The organism is Geobacillus stearothermophilus ATCC 12980 (genome assembly GCF_030369615.1).
Taxonomy (GTDB): domain Bacteria; phylum Bacillota; class Bacilli; order Bacillales; family Anoxybacillaceae; genus Geobacillus; species Geobacillus stearothermophilus.
Window position 1 is genome coordinate 694,325 of sequence record NZ_CP128494.1, and the last position, 15,270, is coordinate 709,594.

Annotated in this window: 17 protein-coding genes and 1 pseudogene; 8 read left to right on the plus strand and 10 right to left on the minus strand. The window is 53.3% G+C overall.

What is annotated here, in order from left to right:
- Window positions 1-304 precede the first annotated feature (304 nt).
- The 4 genes from spxH to QSJ10_RS03755 all read right to left on the minus strand — a co-directional run bounded on the left by spxH (window position 305) and on the right by QSJ10_RS03755 (window position 2,917).
- Window positions 305-1,198 carry a ClpXP adapter protein SpxH gene (spxH, locus tag QSJ10_RS03740; RefSeq protein ID WP_033015657.1) on the minus strand — a complete coding sequence of 298 codons (894 nt, stop codon included), beginning with the start codon at window positions 1,196-1,198 and terminating at the stop codon, window positions 305-307.
- The gene (locus QSJ10_RS03745; RefSeq protein WP_053532175.1) at window positions 1,191-1,604 is read right to left on the minus strand and encodes a globin domain-containing protein; all 414 of its coding nucleotides are present in this window, start codon (window positions 1,602-1,604) and stop codon (window positions 1,191-1,193) included. The genes spxH and QSJ10_RS03745 overlap by 8 nt, the downstream gene beginning before the upstream one ends.
- A 102-nt stretch (window positions 1,605-1,706) precedes the next feature.
- On the minus strand, window positions 1,707-2,330 hold the full coding sequence (locus QSJ10_RS03750) for a lytic transglycosylase domain-containing protein (RefSeq protein ID WP_053532176.1): 624 nt from the start codon (window positions 2,328-2,330) through the stop codon (window positions 1,707-1,709).
- Window positions 2,327-2,917, minus strand: a complete 591-nt coding sequence (locus QSJ10_RS03755; RefSeq protein WP_033015660.1) for a CYTH domain-containing protein — start codon at window positions 2,915-2,917, stop codon at window positions 2,327-2,329. Before QSJ10_RS03755 ends, QSJ10_RS03750 begins: the two co-directional genes overlap by 4 nt.
- Before the next feature lie 135 nt (window positions 2,918-3,052).
- On the opposite strand from QSJ10_RS03755, the gene QSJ10_RS03760 reads away from it, so the two are divergent.
- From QSJ10_RS03760 to QSJ10_RS03775, 4 genes are all read left to right on the plus strand, one after another.
- The gene (locus QSJ10_RS03760) at window positions 3,053-3,430 is read left to right on the plus strand and encodes a UPF0738 family protein (protein WP_053532177.1); all 378 of its coding nucleotides are present in this window, start codon (window positions 3,053-3,055) and stop codon (window positions 3,428-3,430) included.
- A 144-nt stretch (window positions 3,431-3,574) separates the two neighbouring features.
- Window positions 3,575-4,213 (plus strand): GTP diphosphokinase, encoded by a 639-nt coding sequence (gene yjbM / locus QSJ10_RS03765; RefSeq protein ID WP_033010443.1) that lies wholly within the window; start codon window positions 3,575-3,577, stop codon window positions 4,211-4,213.
- A complete protein-coding gene (locus tag QSJ10_RS03770; RefSeq protein ID WP_033015662.1) occupies window positions 4,210-5,025 on the plus strand; it encodes an NAD kinase in 816 nt (271 codons plus the stop codon). Before yjbM ends, QSJ10_RS03770 begins: the two co-directional genes overlap by 4 nt.
- A gap of 156 nt (window positions 5,026-5,181) precedes the next feature.
- Entirely contained in the window at window positions 5,182-6,096 is a 915-nt protein-coding gene (locus QSJ10_RS03775; protein ID WP_033015664.1) for an RluA family pseudouridine synthase, read from the plus strand.
- 394 nt (window positions 6,097-6,490) lie between these two features.
- Here QSJ10_RS03775 and prpE read toward each other — a convergent pair whose 3' ends face one another.
- Complete coding sequence (prpE, locus tag QSJ10_RS03780; RefSeq protein ID WP_033015665.1) at window positions 6,491-7,228, minus strand: bis(5'-nucleosyl)-tetraphosphatase PrpE; 738 nt, start codon at window positions 7,226-7,228, stop codon at window positions 6,491-6,493.
- A 207-nt stretch (window positions 7,229-7,435) separates the two neighbouring features.
- Window positions 7,436-8,611: an FtsW/RodA/SpoVE family cell cycle protein gene (locus QSJ10_RS03785; RefSeq protein WP_033015667.1), complete on the minus strand. Its 1,176-nt coding sequence runs from the start codon at window positions 8,609-8,611 to the stop codon at window positions 7,436-7,438.
- 198 nt (window positions 8,612-8,809) lie between these two features.
- Here QSJ10_RS03785 and fabI point away from each other — a divergent pair, with 198 nt between their 5' ends.
- Window positions 8,810-9,586 (plus strand): enoyl-ACP reductase FabI, encoded by a 777-nt coding sequence (fabI, locus tag QSJ10_RS03790; RefSeq protein ID WP_033015669.1) that lies wholly within the window; start codon window positions 8,810-8,812, stop codon window positions 9,584-9,586.
- A gap of 119 nt (window positions 9,587-9,705) precedes the next feature.
- A complete protein-coding gene (locus tag QSJ10_RS03795; RefSeq protein ID WP_049625207.1) occupies window positions 9,706-10,116 on the plus strand; it encodes a CotO family spore coat protein in 411 nt (136 codons plus the stop codon).
- Window positions 10,117-10,240: 124 nt separating this feature from the next.
- On the opposite strand, the pseudogene QSJ10_RS03800 reads toward QSJ10_RS03795, so the two are convergent.
- Window positions 10,241-10,997 (minus strand): annotated as a pseudogene (locus QSJ10_RS03800) (glycosyltransferase); the annotation flags it as partial.
- A 756-nt stretch (window positions 10,998-11,753) separates the two neighbouring features.
- Complete coding sequence (locus QSJ10_RS03805; RefSeq protein ID WP_033015672.1) at window positions 11,754-12,056, minus strand: hypothetical protein; 303 nt, start codon at window positions 12,054-12,056, stop codon at window positions 11,754-11,756.
- Window positions 12,057-12,235: 179 nt separating this feature from the next.
- Between QSJ10_RS03805 and QSJ10_RS03810 the strand changes: the two genes are divergently transcribed.
- Window positions 12,236-12,586: a DUF1360 domain-containing protein gene (locus tag QSJ10_RS03810; protein WP_033015715.1), complete on the plus strand. Its 351-nt coding sequence runs from the start codon at window positions 12,236-12,238 to the stop codon at window positions 12,584-12,586.
- 473 nt (window positions 12,587-13,059) lie between these two features.
- On the opposite strand, the gene QSJ10_RS03815 is transcribed toward QSJ10_RS03810, so the two are convergent.
- On the minus strand, window positions 13,060-13,827 hold the full coding sequence (locus QSJ10_RS03815; protein WP_033015674.1) for a tropomyosin: 768 nt from the start codon (window positions 13,825-13,827) through the stop codon (window positions 13,060-13,062).
- A 102-nt stretch (window positions 13,828-13,929) separates the two neighbouring features.
- The gene (locus QSJ10_RS03820) at window positions 13,930-14,646 is read right to left on the minus strand and encodes a BMQ_0737 family morphogenetic spore coat protein (protein ID WP_033015676.1); all 717 of its coding nucleotides are present in this window, start codon (window positions 14,644-14,646) and stop codon (window positions 13,930-13,932) included.
- A 154-nt stretch (window positions 14,647-14,800) separates the two neighbouring features.
- Between QSJ10_RS03820 and QSJ10_RS03825 the strand changes: the two genes are divergently transcribed.
- On the plus strand, window positions 14,801-15,130 hold the full coding sequence (locus QSJ10_RS03825) for a spore coat protein regulator protein YlbO (protein ID WP_053532179.1): 330 nt from the start codon (window positions 14,801-14,803) through the stop codon (window positions 15,128-15,130).
- Window positions 15,131-15,270 lie beyond the last annotated feature (140 nt).

Consider the following 15,270-nt stretch of genomic DNA (forward strand, 5'->3'; position numbering starts at 1 on the left):
CACAAGCGTAAATAGGGTATGTTCAGAAAAAAACAAGTACAACTTTTGGTGAAGAGCCTAGTTGATTATATGCTGTTTGTCTGCCTGATCATGACGCAGGCGAATTATGACAATAATGTGAACAAACGAGCAAACGGGTTGACAATTTGATCGGCCGTTTGTTAAGATATAGATATGAACGGAAGACAAAACCTAAACCTGATACCCCTTTGTTTGACCGTGAACAATTTCTCCCATCCCCTTTGTTGTCTTGGCAACAAGAAAAAGCCCGGCTTCGGCCGGGCCTTTTCTTGTCGGTCGCACGCTACAGGCGGGCTTTTTCGATATAGCGCCAAAACGTTCCATGCTTGACAGGCACCCGCTCGACCTTTTGTTTCAGCTGCAGCTTTTTCATTTCCGTTTCCGCTTCTTGGATGGTCCAATTGTACACAACGGCAACTTCTTTCGTGGCGACGGACTTAAAATGGCTTAAAAATGATTCCAGTGGAGGGGGAGGAGACGGCTTGGGATGGAAGCCAAGCATTTCGGCGATCAGTTCGACGTAAATGTCATACGGATAGCATCCGGAAATTTTAATGCCTTCATCTTCAATGTTTTCATTAAATAAGACAAGCGTCGGTATTTCGTCGACATCCATTTCCGACGTGATTTTCAAATCACATTGGAACGCTTTTACCGCTCCCGGAGAGTGCATGTCGCGCAGAAATTCATCGACGTCAAGACCAGCTTCGGCGGCGCATTCGGCGAGCACCGACAAATCAGAGACATTTTGTTTTTCGAGAAAGAGCTGTTCTTGCAGCTTGCGTAAAAAGCGGAGGCCGGCCCGCTTTCCTTGCATTTCCGCCGCTTTAATGGCGAGCGATGGGGCGAACGGGCTTGAAATCCGATTTTCGAGCCAAACGCTGCCGTCGCATGACATGCCGGTGCGGCAAGCCGCCCATTCCCATGCTTTGGCCATTGCCTCCGGCTTTGTTCCTTTGTGCGCGCCCCATGTCGCCCATGTTCCGCTCAATATGTGCCTTAAGGTAAAAAAACGGCCGTATTCGATCGTCAGTTTTTTGATGACTGGTTCAAGCCCCCAGCATTCCGGGCATAAAGGATCGATAAACAAATACAGCTCGAGCGGTTTGTTCGTGTTGCCTAGCGGCTGGGAAGGGTAGCAAGTTGATGTCGTCTTCCCAGCAAACTTCTCACTCAAGGGTATGCTCCTTTCTGTCCAGATGATCTGGGGTATTGACCATATGATGGGCGGTGAGTACGAGCCGGTGATAAAACTGTTCGCGCGCCGGCCCGGACAAGCCGATTTCGTCCATGGCTGCCCGCATGCAGGCAAGCCATGCTTCCGCCCGCTTCGGCGTGATTTCAAAGCGGAGATGGCGCGCCCTCAGCATGGGGTGTCCATGCTCTGCCGTGTAAAGAGGGGGGCCGCCTAAATATTGTGTTAAAAACTGTTTTTGCTTGCGGGCGGTTTCCGTCAAATCGTCAGGGAAAATGGGCCGCAAGTCCGGATGAGCGGCCACGCGACGGTAAAATGCTTCGACAAGTTTCGCAACCTTCTCCTCTCCGCCGATCGCCTCATAAAGAGTTTGCCATTGTTCACCCATCGCGGATGCTCCTTTTGTTTGAAAATCATTCGTTGTCGTTTGATTGCTATTTTATCAACAGCACGCATGGATCTCAAACAAAGTGACTCGAGCGCCGCTCGTTTATGTGCGGTAGCTTTTCAACACGCGTTCGACATACGCCCGCGTTTCGGCAAATGGCGGCACGCCCCCATGGCGATCGACGTGCCCGGGCCCGGCGTTGTAGGCGGCTAAGGCGAGAGTGATATTCCCGTTGTACCGGTCAAGGAGCTGGCGCAAATATTTTACGCCGCCGTCGATGTTTTGCGCCGGATCAAGCGGGTTGTGGACGCCGAGCATTTTTGCCGTGCTTGGCATGAGCTGCATGAGTCCAAGCGCTCCAGCCGGGCTTTTCGCATCGGGACGGAAATTTGACTCATGGCGAATGACGGCGCGGATGAGCTGCGGGTCAACGTCGTATTTTTCCGCTGCCGCCGCGATGAAAGCATCGATGGAAGAAGATGAGTTGGTTGCAGCACCCGCTTCATGTTCGAGCGGGGCGCTGCGATGGCCGGCGGGCGCCGGGGGCTGACCGCTTAGGGCAGCTTGAGGCGCCTCGGCAGAAGATTCCTCACCGCGGCTGAGAGATTCGGCAAGCAAGCTTGAAAACAAGGATGGCACCGGCGATGGCAACAGGCTGGAGCGTCCGGGTGAGAACGCATTGAGTGCCTGCCATTCGATGAGCAGCTTTAATGGCGAAACGGTCATCGTCTTTCCTCCATTTCTTTCATGCGGGCGTAAAAGCGGGCGATTTTGTTTGGCGCCGGTCGGCGCGGGATGCCGAGCGCCTCAAGCAGGCGCAAAAACCGCTTTTCACCCGCTTCCACGTGATCCACTTCATACTCAAGTTCGTAATCTTCGCTTTGCAAGTAGAAGTTGCGGTCAAGGAAAAGCGTACCGCCTTCGTACGGCCATTGGGCGCGTTCGGTGACAAGAGAGCCGAAATGGCGCACGTTGGATGGATCAATGCCCAGTTCCGCAAGCAAGGCCGCGATCGTTCCGTGCAGCGGCACGCCCGTGAGCAGCGCCTCCGCTTCGGAAGGGGTGAGCGGCACGTGCGTCTCGAGAAGCGCCCCATCCGCCCGCGTTTGTTTCAGCGTCAGCGTAAACCGCCCTTCTTTCGCCCGGATGCGCAGCGCTGCCGCCCGTTCTTTTAAGGCGAATGACGGAGTGTCAAAGTAATGGTTTTCCTGGCGGAAGAAAGCGTCATCATCCAACCGGAAGGCGGCGCGGACGGCCGCAAATTCCGCTGCCGTTAACAAGTTTTTTAATTCGATTTCGATTTCTTGATGCATCGTGAATCCCCTTCAGACAGGATAGTCGTCTCCTTCTATTATCAGCTGTTTTTCGGCGAATATCAATTATTTCGCCCGCATAGGCTGAATATGGTAAAATAAAGGGCGGATGGTTGGTGTGGAAGGAGAGAAAGCATGAACAAAAAATGGATCGTCGAGCGGGCGGAGCGGGAAGGCGGCCGGCTTTGGCTGTATGTCAATGATGCTTCGGTTCCGCTTGCCCGCGTAACGCCGAAACGCCATATGCTTGTCGATTCGGATGCGTTGGCGTTTGCGTACATTTTGGAAACCGATGATCGCTTTCTATATGTCATGATTCCGAAGCCGTGGTGGCCTGAGCTAAAGGCGGCGCTTGACGCCAAGGAGCCGGTCTGGCTTCGATGTGGAGAGAGGACGCTTGAGCTTGAACAGTTTCACGATGAACTGTCTTATTTGCTTGAAAATATTCGCGGCAACGCCAACTATGGCGAGGCGCTTGAACGAGCAGTACAAGAGATGTTTTTTACCGGATGAGCCGTCCGGTTGCCTGCCTTTGGGCGTGAGGGGAGGCGGAGCGCGCCAAAGGCCGCTTACCGTCAAAGCGGCGCTGGGAAGGTGCGGATGCTTTCTCTTGGCCCAGGCTGTCAGGAAATTGAAAATAGATAGGCAGGTGGTACGATGGTAAACCATTGGGATTTGTTTTTAGCCCCGTATAAGCAGGCAGTCGAAGAGCTGAAAGTAAAGTTGCGAGGCATTCGCGCCCAGTTTGAGATGATTGAAGCGCACTCGCCGATTGAGTTTGTCACCGGACGCGTGAAGCCGGTTGCCAGCATTTTAGACAAGGCGCAAAAGAAAAACATCCCGCTCGACCGCCTCGAGGAAGAGATGCAAGATATTGCAGGACTGCGCATCATGTGCCAGTTTGTCGACGATATTAAAACGGTCGTCGAGCTGCTGCGCCAGCGCAACGATTTTACAATCGTCGAGGAGCGCGACTATGTCACGCAAAAGAAAGAAAGCGGCTATCGTTCATACCACCTCGTCATTCGGTATCCGGTGCAGACGATCCGCGGCGAGAAAAATATTTTGGCGGAAATTCAAATCCGCACGCTGGCGATGAACTTTTGGGCGACGATCGAACACTCTCTGAACTACAAATACAGCGGCCGCTTTCCGGAAGATATTAAAGCCCGGCTGCAGCGCGCGGCGGAGGCTGCCTACCGCCTCGATGAGGAAATGTCGAAAATCCGCGTTGAAATTCAAGAAGCGCAGGCCGCCTTTTCACGAAAACAAGAAGCAAAAGGGGAAGGACAATGAAACGAACTGATGCGCCGCTGGCCTTCGCCATTACGTCAAAAGGGGATGATGTGTCGAACGCCCTCGCGCAGAAGATGAAGACGTATTTGCTTGATTTTGATTTGCGCTATGATGAGGAAGCGCCGGATTTGGTCATTTCCGTCGGCGGGGATGGAACGCTGTTGTACGCGTTCCATCGCTATTGCCATCGGTTGGACAAGACGGCGTTTGTCGGCGTCCATACCGGCCATCTCGGCTTTTATGCCGATTGGGTGCCGGAAGAAATCGAAAAGCTCGTGATTGCCATCGCCAAAACACCGTATCAAGTGGTGGAGTACCCGCTGCTTGAGGTGACGATTCGTTACATTAACGGTGGGCGCGAGGCGAAGTATTTAGCGCTCAACGAATGCACGGTGAAATGTGTGAGTGGGACGCTCGTCATGGATGTTGAAATTCGCGGTGATTTGTTTGAGCGGTTCCGCGGCGACGGGTTGTGCATTTCGACGCCGACCGGCAGCACGGCTTACAATAAAGCGCTCGGCGGCGCGATTTTGCATCCTTCGCTTGAGGCGATTCAAGTGACCGAGATGGCGTCGATCAACAACCGTGTGTTTCGGACAATCGGTTCGCCGCTCGTGCTGCCGGCGCACCATACGTGTTTACTCAAGCCGGTCAACCACGTCGATTTTCAAATTACGATCGACCATTTGTCACTGTTGCATAAAGAAGTGAAGTCGATTCAATGCCGGGTGGCCGATGAAAAGGTGCGTTTCGCCCGCTTTCGGCCGTTTCCGTTTTGGCGGCGGGTGCGCGACTCGTTTATCGCCGACTGAGGGAAAACCCGCCTCCTTGGTTAGGCAACGCTTCCCGTTTGCGGCGAGGTGATGGTCTTTTGGCGCGGATGCCGATTCCGTTTTAGCGGCGCCAAAGGAAAGTGGATGGAACACGATGAGCAAGACGGAGATTTTTGATCAGAAAGGTGACGAACATTGCCGCCGTTTACCATGACCTTTTCCATCGATGAACAGCACGACGGAAAGCTGCTGCGCCAGTTTTTGCAAGAGAACGGCATTTCGCGGACGGCGCTTACCGATATTAAATTCCATGGCGGGGCGCTGTTGATTGACGGTCGGCCCGTCACCGTCCGCCATGTGCTGCGCGCCGGTGAGACGCTGTCGGTTGTGTTTCCGCCGGAGCGGACGAGCGATTGGATGGATCCGGAAGAGATGCCGCTTCATATCGTGTACGAAGATGATTACATCCTTGTCGTTGACAAACCGGCCGGGTTGGCCACGATCCCGTCGCGCCATCATCCGGGCGGAACGCTTGCCAACGGCCTGCTGCACCATTACCGAAGGCAGCGGCTCGATTCAACCGTCCATATTGTGACAAGATTGGACCGCGACACGTCCGGGCTTGTGCTCGTTGCCAAGCACCGCCACGTTCACCATTTGTTGTCCACACTCCAGCAAAAAGGGAAGGTGGCGCGCACATATGAGGCCATTTGCCACGGTGTCATGGTTGATGACGAAGGGACGATTGATGCGCCGATCGGCCGCCGGGGAGACAGCATCATCGCCCGCGAAGTGCGGGAGGACGGCAAGCCGGCGGTCACTCATTTCCGGGTGCTCGAGCGGCTTCACGGCTATACGCACGTGTCGCTGCAGCTTGAAACCGGACGTACGCACCAAATCCGCGTCCATTTGGCTTATGTTGGCCATCCGCTCGCTGGGGATGACCTCTATGGCGGGAGTCGGGAGATGATCGACCGCCAGGCGCTCCATAGCCGTCAGCTCTCGTTTTTCCATCCGTTTGCGCGCCGCTGGTTGACATTTGCCGCTCCGCTTCCCGGGGACATGGCGCATCTCATTGAAACGGTGCGCTCGTCAACTACCCCCACTTAGCTAACGCTTGAAGTGGGGGCTTGCAACTCCCCAGAAGTACAAGCGGACTTCGTCCTCCTTCCTTGACTTGGGGTTGCATCAGGGCAGGTTGACAACTACCCAACGACGCAGGTCATGCCTGCATCGTTACCGATTCTCTCGGTGTGTCTGTTGGCAGTACTTGGCTTCCACACACAACAGACGGATCTACGCTCGATGTTTTACGGTTACAACGTTTCCTGTAACCAACTCCATACATCGAGTAGCCGTTATTGGAGTGCCTTTATTAAACGGTTTTCTCCACGCCTTTATTCTATCATACACAAAAGAAAAGGGGAACGCGCATTCCTCTCCCACTTACTCCCTTTGGTCGTTGAAGTGGGAGTCTCCTGCGCGAAATAGGATGAAGCGCCGGTTACGGGAACGAACGGAATTTTTCCGGAACGTATGGCATCGATGACGGAACCGAGACGGTCTCCATTTCCGGGTAGCGCAATGCAGTGAGCGCACCGCCGAACACACAGCCGGTGTCAATGTTGACGGTTCGTCCGACAAACCGCGGAGTTTTGACAGGCGTATGGCCATACACAACCCATGCGCTGCCGTGATACCGTTTCGCCCAGTCGCGGCGCACCGGCGTCCCGTCCGGGTTCGTTTCGCCGGTGATGTCTCCGTATAGGACGAACGTCTTGACTTTTTGATCCGTCCGCCCGATATAATCATGGCGAATGCCGGCGTGGGCGATGACAAGGCGCCCCTCATCCAAAACGGCGTACAGGGGCGCCTGCTCATACAGGCGGATAAATTTGCGGCGGACCATCTCCTGTTCGCTCGGGGGCAAGGCGCGATATTCCGCGACGGTCGTCTCAAGACCATGGGCGATTTGCACGTTGCGCCCTAAAAAGAAGCGGTACAGCTTATTGCAATGGTTGCCCGGCACGTAGTAAGCCAGCTTTCGCTCGACAAGGGCGGAGACGATCTCGATCATGTTCAGCGATTCAGGACCGCGGTCGGTCAAATCGCCGACGAAGCCGAGCTTTCGTCCGTCGGGATGAATCGGCACCCCTTCGTCCCAATGGTAGCCGAGTGTTTCCGTCAATGCGGCGAATTCACGGAAGCAGCCATGAATGTCGCCGATGATGTCCACTTGCATCGAATGTGCTCCTTTCTCGCTATAATGGTTGTACTACCAGTATGTCCGTTCAGTCAGGAAAAGAAAAGATGAGGCGGTTTTGCCCGCCTCATCGCGGCTTTTGCGGAGGCAACGCCCAAACGGCGGAGCCCGCGGCCAGGAAACAAAGAAGTGGAGTTGAGCTTGATGGCGACAAAAAAACGCCGCCTGCGGACACAGCAAGCGGCTTTATTCATCGCTCGCGAACATAAATTTCCGCGTTCGCGAATGAACGTTTAAGACGAGGCCGATCGCCAGCATATAAGTCGCCAGCGAGCTTCCTCCATAGCTGATGAACGGAAGCGGCAACCCCGTGATCGGCAAAAGTCCAATCGTCATGCCAATGTTTTGGAACACTTGGAACGTAATCATGCCCGCGACGCCGGCACATAAATAGCTGCCGTATAAATCGTTGCTCTCCAAGGCAATATGGATCATGCGATAAATGAGCAGGAAAAAGAGAGACACGACGATGCTTGAGCCGACAAATCCGAACTGTTCGGCAATAACCCCGAAAATAAAGTCGGTATGCGCTTCAGGCAAGTACACTTGTAAATTGCCGAGCCCCTTCCCGTACAGCTCCCCCGAGCCGATGGCCATCAACGAACGGATGAGCTGAAACCCTTGGTCGGTCGAATATTCATACGGTGCGAGCCATCCGTAAAACCGGTTTAATTGGTAATCTTCTTCAATGATATATTTATGAAAAAAGTCCGGAAAATAAAAGTATATGAATACAATGGATGCCACGGCCGCCACTCCGGAAAAGACGATGCCGAAAATGATGCGCCAGCGGATGCCGGAAACGAGCACCAAGGTGGCGGTGATGGCCGTAAATACCATCGACATGCCCATGTCCGGCTGCTTGGCCAACAAGATGAGCGGCGGCAACACGGTGAGGGCGATTTTGCCGAGCAGCTTGAAATCATCGCGGATCATGGGTTCAGGGTATTTTTCCCGATGGTTGACGATGATGCGACTTAGGACGATGATCATAAAAATTTTCATCAGCTCGGATGGCTGAAAGTTGCCTCCAGGTAGATGATACCAACTCGTCGCCCCCTTAATGGTTACTGATCCTGGGACGTTCAATTCCAGCCCAAGCAACAGCAACATCCCGAATCCATACAAATACCAAGCGATTTGAAACAGCCGATCATAGTCAATGATCATCGTCAAGGCGATCACGACAGCGCCGATGGCGTACCATTGCAGCTGCTTGGAAGCGAAGTTGACGTTCTGCAGCTTCTCGGGAAGCATCGGCTCCGCGCTGTGAATGGCGATGGCGCTCACCACGGCCATTAAGAATAAAAGAAATAATAAGTGATAATCAAGCTTCGATTGGGAAAAACGGTCATGATCCATGGAACGATCCTCTCCATTCAAATGTACCATATACCATATTAGCGAATTGAGTCGGTTTTGCAAAGTGGGAAAAACCGCCGGCAGCATGAAGGAGTCAAAAGGCAAAAAGAAAGCGCTCATTTACATTGTTTGCCGCATCGCCTATAATAGAATTAACACCTGGTGCTAAGAATAAATGATAATTGGGAGGATGAATGAATGGTCTTATCATTGGAAGGACGTACATATGTCGTGATGGGGGTGGCGAACAAACGAAGCATCGCCTGGGGCATTGCTCGTTCGCTTCATGCTGCCGGCGCTCGGTTGGTGTTTACGTATGCCGGCGAGCGGTTTGAAAAAGAGGTGCGGGCGCTGGTCGATACGCTTGGGGATGAACGCTCCCTTCTGCTGCCGTGCGATGTGGCAAAAGACGAAGACATTGTTCAATGTTTCGCGCAAATCAAAGAACAAGTCGGCGTCATCCACGGCGTCGCTCATTGCATCGCCTATGCCAATAAAGAAGACTTGAGCGGTGAGTATATGAATGTCAGCCGCGAAGGCTTTTTGCTCGCCCATAACATCAGTGCGTATTCGCTCACCGCGGTGGCTCGTGAAGCGAAAGAGCTGATGACGGAAGGCGGCAGCATCGTCACCCTTACGTACTTAGGCGGCGAGCGCGTCGTGCAAAACTACAACATTATGGGTGTGGCGAAAGCGTCGCTTGATGCGAGCGTGAAATATTTGGCGAACGATTTGGGCAAATACGGCATCCGCGTCAATGCCATTTCCGCTGGACCGATTCGCACACTGTCGGCCAAAGGGGTGAGCGATTTCAACTCGATTTTAAAGCAAATCGAAGAACGCGCTCCGCTCCGCCGGACGACGACGCAGGAAGAAGTCGGCGATGTGGCGCTGTTTTTGTTCAGCGACTTGTCGCGCGGCATCACCGGGGAAATTATTCACGTCGACTCGGGATACCACATTTTAGGATATTAAAAACGTGCGAGCAGCCGTTCCTGTTGATGGAGCGGCTGTTTTTTGCTTGACTTGGGCAATTATTGAGATCATGGGCATACATATATAAGGTAAGGCAAGCATGGAAAAGGGGGATCGACGTGCGGAAACAAAACGTTGTGGAGACGGAGCCATTGCTTTACATTGTGCAGCCAAAAGCGATGCGGGCGGCGGCGCATATGCAAGAAACGTTTATGTGGACTAGCCGAACGCAACAGGAAGAGGAAGGAAATTCCAACGATGAACGAGACGGCGAGGAGGAACCGACTGAATTTTTTGCCAAAAAAGAATTCCAGGCGATGGCGCTCGACGAACGGCTGGCCTTTTTGGCGGAGCTGCCCGGCCATTTGCCGCCGCTTAAATGTCAGTTTGTCACGCAGGAGCAAAGCTATGAAGGTGTGCTGAAGCAATGCACAGCGGATGAATTGGTGATCGCTGACGAGCGAGGGAACGAAACCGTTATCGGCCGCGCCGCACTTGTTTCCGTAACGATGATCGGATTTGTGCCATAACGGTTTCCCTTTCCCGCGTCGAAGCACAGCGTTGCCCGGATGCGGTGCATCGTCGGGAAAGGGATGGCCATAGTTCATGCCGCCCCCTCACTGTTGCAGGAGACATTCCCGTTTGGCTTGCGGTTTATTTTTTGAGGCTTGCCGCTTTTCTTGCTGACGATGGTCCATTTGCGCCCGGAAGGCTTGCAATTACAAAAGGCTTGTCATCATGTTTTGCTTGAGCCCGTTTGCGGTTCAAATGCGTTTTTGTCGCCGAGCCTGGCATCTGTCGGTTGCCGCTTGCAATAGTAAAAGGTTTCGAATGGCGGCCGGTTTGCACGTTCTGGGGGGGCAGGAGCGCCTTTTGCGCTTTCGGTTTGTGACGCCATCGCCTCTTTTTGTTTGGCGCTCTGTTGATCGTCTGCCAGTGAGGCGGCACGTTTTTTCTTCCGTTTTTCGTTTTTCACATTCGCTTTTTCTGTTTTGGGAGGCATTGTCCGCGCCGCTGTATTCTTTTTCGACCGTTCCGTTTCTTTTGGGTCCGTTTGAGGCGACACCGGTTGTCCGAATGCCTCTTCTGTTTGCAGTTCTGTTGTGAGAGCAGCTGTTGATTCGAATTCTTTGGCTTGCTCCCACACTTCCAATAACTCCGAAGCGACCCGCTCCCAATGATACAGCGAAACAGCCAGCTCGCGTCCTTTTTCGCCCATTCTTTTCATCAAAGATGTATTGGATAATATTTGGGCGATCTTGTCGGCGAAATCGCTTGGGTTCTCTGGGTTTTCCACGATCAGGCCATTTTCATTCGCCAAAATGACTTCTGGATTGCCGCCTCTGGCTGTCGTGACGATCGGAAGGCCTGCCGCCATGGCTTCGTAATGGACGCGCGCCAACGGCGGTTGGCTGCCTGTCGCCTGCTTTCGCGTCCCTTGGCCGATGATTTCGCTGTAAAACATATGCGGAAACATAGCATCGGCTAAGTAGACGCTTTGATACGAAGCATAGAGCGGACAAATGGAGAAATAGATTTCAAATAATGACCGAATTCTTTTGGACACGTTGTTTCCCGGTGTGCATCCAGTATGTCGGTCGGTTCGGGGAAGGACGGCGAATGGGGAGGGATCCAATCGTCGAATAGGCTGTGTTTGTGAAAACGGGCCAACCATTCAATCCGTTGCTGGAATGAGGGCTTGCTTCCGCTTGAGGAAACGTACTCCATCAAGTAGTAATAGTGTTTTTTCGTTGAACGTAAGGTTGCTTTGTTTTTGTCCGGATCATTTTTGGGACGTGAAATCCAGTTTCATACAGTTTGGAATGAAGCAAAATCGGGAAAGGTGTTTTATCCTCATTCAGCCGTTTTAGTACGCACCTCTCACCCGTTTTTTTGTTTTGCAGAAGCCATACTTTTTCCTTTTTTAGCTCGCCGGCGATATCCACCTCGGTTTCCGACAGGCCGTAGCTGTGCAACACTTCAAACAACAGGCGGGATCGTTTTGAGGCCACGATCAGTTCCTCCTAGCGCCAATGGTCGGTTAATAAGAGTGTATGTAAAGGGAAACGAGTTGGTATAGACAGGTGCACTAGGCCATGGCGAAAAGGGGCGGCAAAAAATAAGGCCGACCGGGCTCTTTGGCTCTGGCCGGCAAGGCTTTTCTTGATTATTCTTCCTCGTCCTCGAGCTGTTTTTGTGAATCGGAACGCATGGAAGCGGGGAGATTGATCGAGGTGATGGAGGCCGCATTGATGGCCAGCGTGCGCCCTCCCTCTTCATAAAAGCGGTCAACAAGCAGCGAAACAGTGTTGGTTCGCGGTTTAAAACCGAGAAAAACTGCATTGTAGTATGTTTCCTTGACCGTGTGCACGTTCACTTCTGTGTTGGGCGGGAGCGCCGTCAGCTGGTCGTACAGGGCGCGGGAAAGGCGGGGGCGGGTCGGCCGCCGCTCAAAAAAGACACGGTACATTGTGTCGCCTCCTTTCTTGTCTCTTGTATTAAAAACCTATACTCCATCATATGATTGGCATAGGAGAGCGTTTGGGTAAACGTCCGCACCGGAGCAGGTTCGCCTGCTGCCGGGCCGAGGAGGCGGAAAAAGTGCACGCCTCCTTTTGCGGCCGCAGCGAGCGGAAAGGGGAGAGGAACGTGGATGACCCGTTTTCCTTTATTCTTCTTTGTTTAGCCAGCTTTCGTCTGACGAGGCTCATCGTATACGATACGATCACCGCCTGGCTTCGCCGGCCTTTCCATGAATGGGTGGAGGAGGAGCTTCCGGACGGAAGAAAAGAAGTATTTCTCATTTTGAAGGGCAGCGGATTGCGGCGCTGGATCGGCGAACTGCTAAGTTGCTACTGGTGCACCGGGATATGGTGTGCAGCGTTTTGTTATATTGGGGTTGTTGCTTGGCCGGCCGTTTTCCAGCCACTGATCGTGCTGCTCGCAGTCGCCGGCGGGGCGGCGCTGATTGAAACGGTTGTCAGCAAGTGGCTCTCGTAAGGGGAGAGATGCTATATAGATGCAACAAAGAAGTTTAACATATCCTTGACAGAAAAGTGGTTTGCCCATTTTCGACTGTCGAAGGCAAGCGTGCGGCTTGCCTCCGTCACGCCTTAGCGTGACGGAAGACCGAACAACGACTCGCTTCACAGACCCATTCATGGGTCTTTAAGCGGCGTTGTTCGGTCACTCGACAGTCGGATGCAATGACCGGCAAAGACGAAAAATGTTAAAGCTTTAAATTGCATCTATATAGCTTGCGTCATCCGGACCGGCTGTAGCGGAAAGCTGCCGCCTGGATGGCTGGCCGACGGCTTCCGCCGGTGGGAGATTGTGTTTCGGTTGGTCTTGGACACTTGAAGCATCATGCCCCCGCTGCTGCTGTCAAGCAAAGATCGTTGCTGCCGACAAGACGAGGCCGGCTGAAGCCGGCCGGGAAAAGCAGCCGCTCCATTGGATGGGGCGGGCTCCGTTTACCATTGGACGGCGATGCGGTTGGCCGCGGCGGCTCCTTTGGGCAGTTCAGCGCCATATACGAAGCCGTCGACTGTCAGGGAGCGGACGTTGCCGGACGGTCGAACCGCAATCTCAAACTGGGAAAAGCGCCGTTCTTCACCTGGTTCAATGGGGACGCCATGGAGCGGGGCAATCCAATATTCGCCGTTTTGCCGCACTTTTTCCCGCCAGTTTTCTTGGATGAACGTCCAACCTTCGGCGCCGCTGTCAGCCAGCCCCTCCTGTGCGGCGCGCCCGCTTTGGGGGAGCGCAATTTTTCCGCTCAGCACCGCTGCTTTCGGCGGCGAGATGCGGAGGCAGACGACCGGATGGTGAAGCGGCGCGGTTCCGCTGTTGCGGATGATGAAGTCGCCAATCACGACAATTTCTTCTTCATCAAGGTGCGTCGGGATCATAACCGAGTAATGAAACAGCGCCAGCACGGAAGCGGCTGGATCGGCGCCGGTGGTTTGTTGCGGTCCGGAGACGCGATGCTCTGCCTCTTCGAGCGCGATTTCATACAACAAAAGCTGGCGCTCCAAGGCCGCGATCTTTTTCTTGTACATTTCGGCGTTGACTGTTTCGGCTTCACGCAATTTTTCTTTTAGATAGGCGCTGCGCATTTTTTCTTTTTCCAGTTCGGCCTCAAGCTGCTTGATCTGTTGCCTGCACGAGGCGGCTTCAGACCGGTAGTGAATAATTTGTTGCTGCAGGCGGAGGTGCCGGTCATCATTCGCATTTTTCACTCGTTTTCCACTCCTTCCATTTTTATCTTATGTATACGCGGAAGGCAAGTGCCATATAAAAAAGGCTGTTGTTGAGAACAACAGCCTAAGTGGTGCGGGACGTTACATTGCTGGGAATACGTCCGGGCATTGTGGCGGGAATTTGGTTGTCGGGCACAGCGTAGCTTCGGCAAGTTCTTCGCGCGGTTGGCAGAAGCAGGCTTCAACTTCGATTTTGACGTCAGCTTCCACTTGGACTTCAAGGCATAAGGTGATGGAAACGTCGAGTTGAGTGAAGTTGTCCGTGCAAACTAAGCTTGTATCGCATTCAAAGAAGGAAATATGGCAATTGAGCTGCGTGCCTTCCGGAGCGCATAAGATGAATGTTTGCGCCGTGGCAAACGGAATCGGCGCCGATTGGCAAATCACCGTGCCGGTCGGGCTGACAATTTGCACAACGACGTGTCCTTTGACGAGCGCTTTGACTTTTTGCAATGTCACGGTCTCCCCGGAAGGAAGGGTGACGTTGACGGGCTGCCGGCCGTTTGGCTGCATGATTTCTTGGCAAATCAGCGCATCCTGGTCAACAACCGGATCGATTGGATTTCCGGCAGCGTCTGTCAAGAAACAACGAATGGCAAAGTTTTGCGGGTCCATGTTTTGCGCTGCCAAAAAGTCGCAAATCGTCCCGTCTCCCGGACAAGTGTCCGATGGGAAAATCGTTTCCAAATCATCGCCGCTGAAGCTTTTTAATGGCACGTCGATTTGCCGCGTCACCCAGTCATAAATTTTGCGTGTTCTGATGCATACCCTTTCCGTATCGCGATGGTAATGGCCCATTTTCTCGTTCCTCCTATCGTTCATTTGTTCCCCAACGCCTAATGGTTTGGGACTACTGTATACTATGAATGATATAGGTAAATGTGTTGGGACAGATGCGGATTTTTTATCGGCAGGCGTCTGCCGGACGATGAAATAAAGGGGGAGATGACGAATGAGAGAACAACGGGGAGCGGCGAAGGCAGGAACAAAAGGGATAGATGAACGGCGGCTGGCTGAGCGGATTGCTGAGCTGGAGCGCCGGCTCGAAGAAGCAGAGGCAGAAAATGTAGTGTTAAGGGAACTGGCTTACCAAAGCAATCAACGTTATGAGCAAATAAAGCAGCTGATGAAACAAAACGACGAACTTCGCCGCCAGCTGCAGCAGCTGCAAGGAGAGACGGGAGGAGTACGTGACGAAGAACGGCCGGACAGCTGGTTTTTCCGTACGCTGCGCCAAGAAAACGCGATTGTGCCCCACCCGGACGAGCACAAGGAAAAATGAGGCGCACCCTTGGCCGATAGGGCCATACAATAGCAGTAGCCATACATTTTTTTTCATCTGGAGGGATGAGGCCATGACGAAACCAATCTCGCCCAAACCGACGGCTTGGGCGCTCACCTCAACAACCCAGCCAGTGCGGC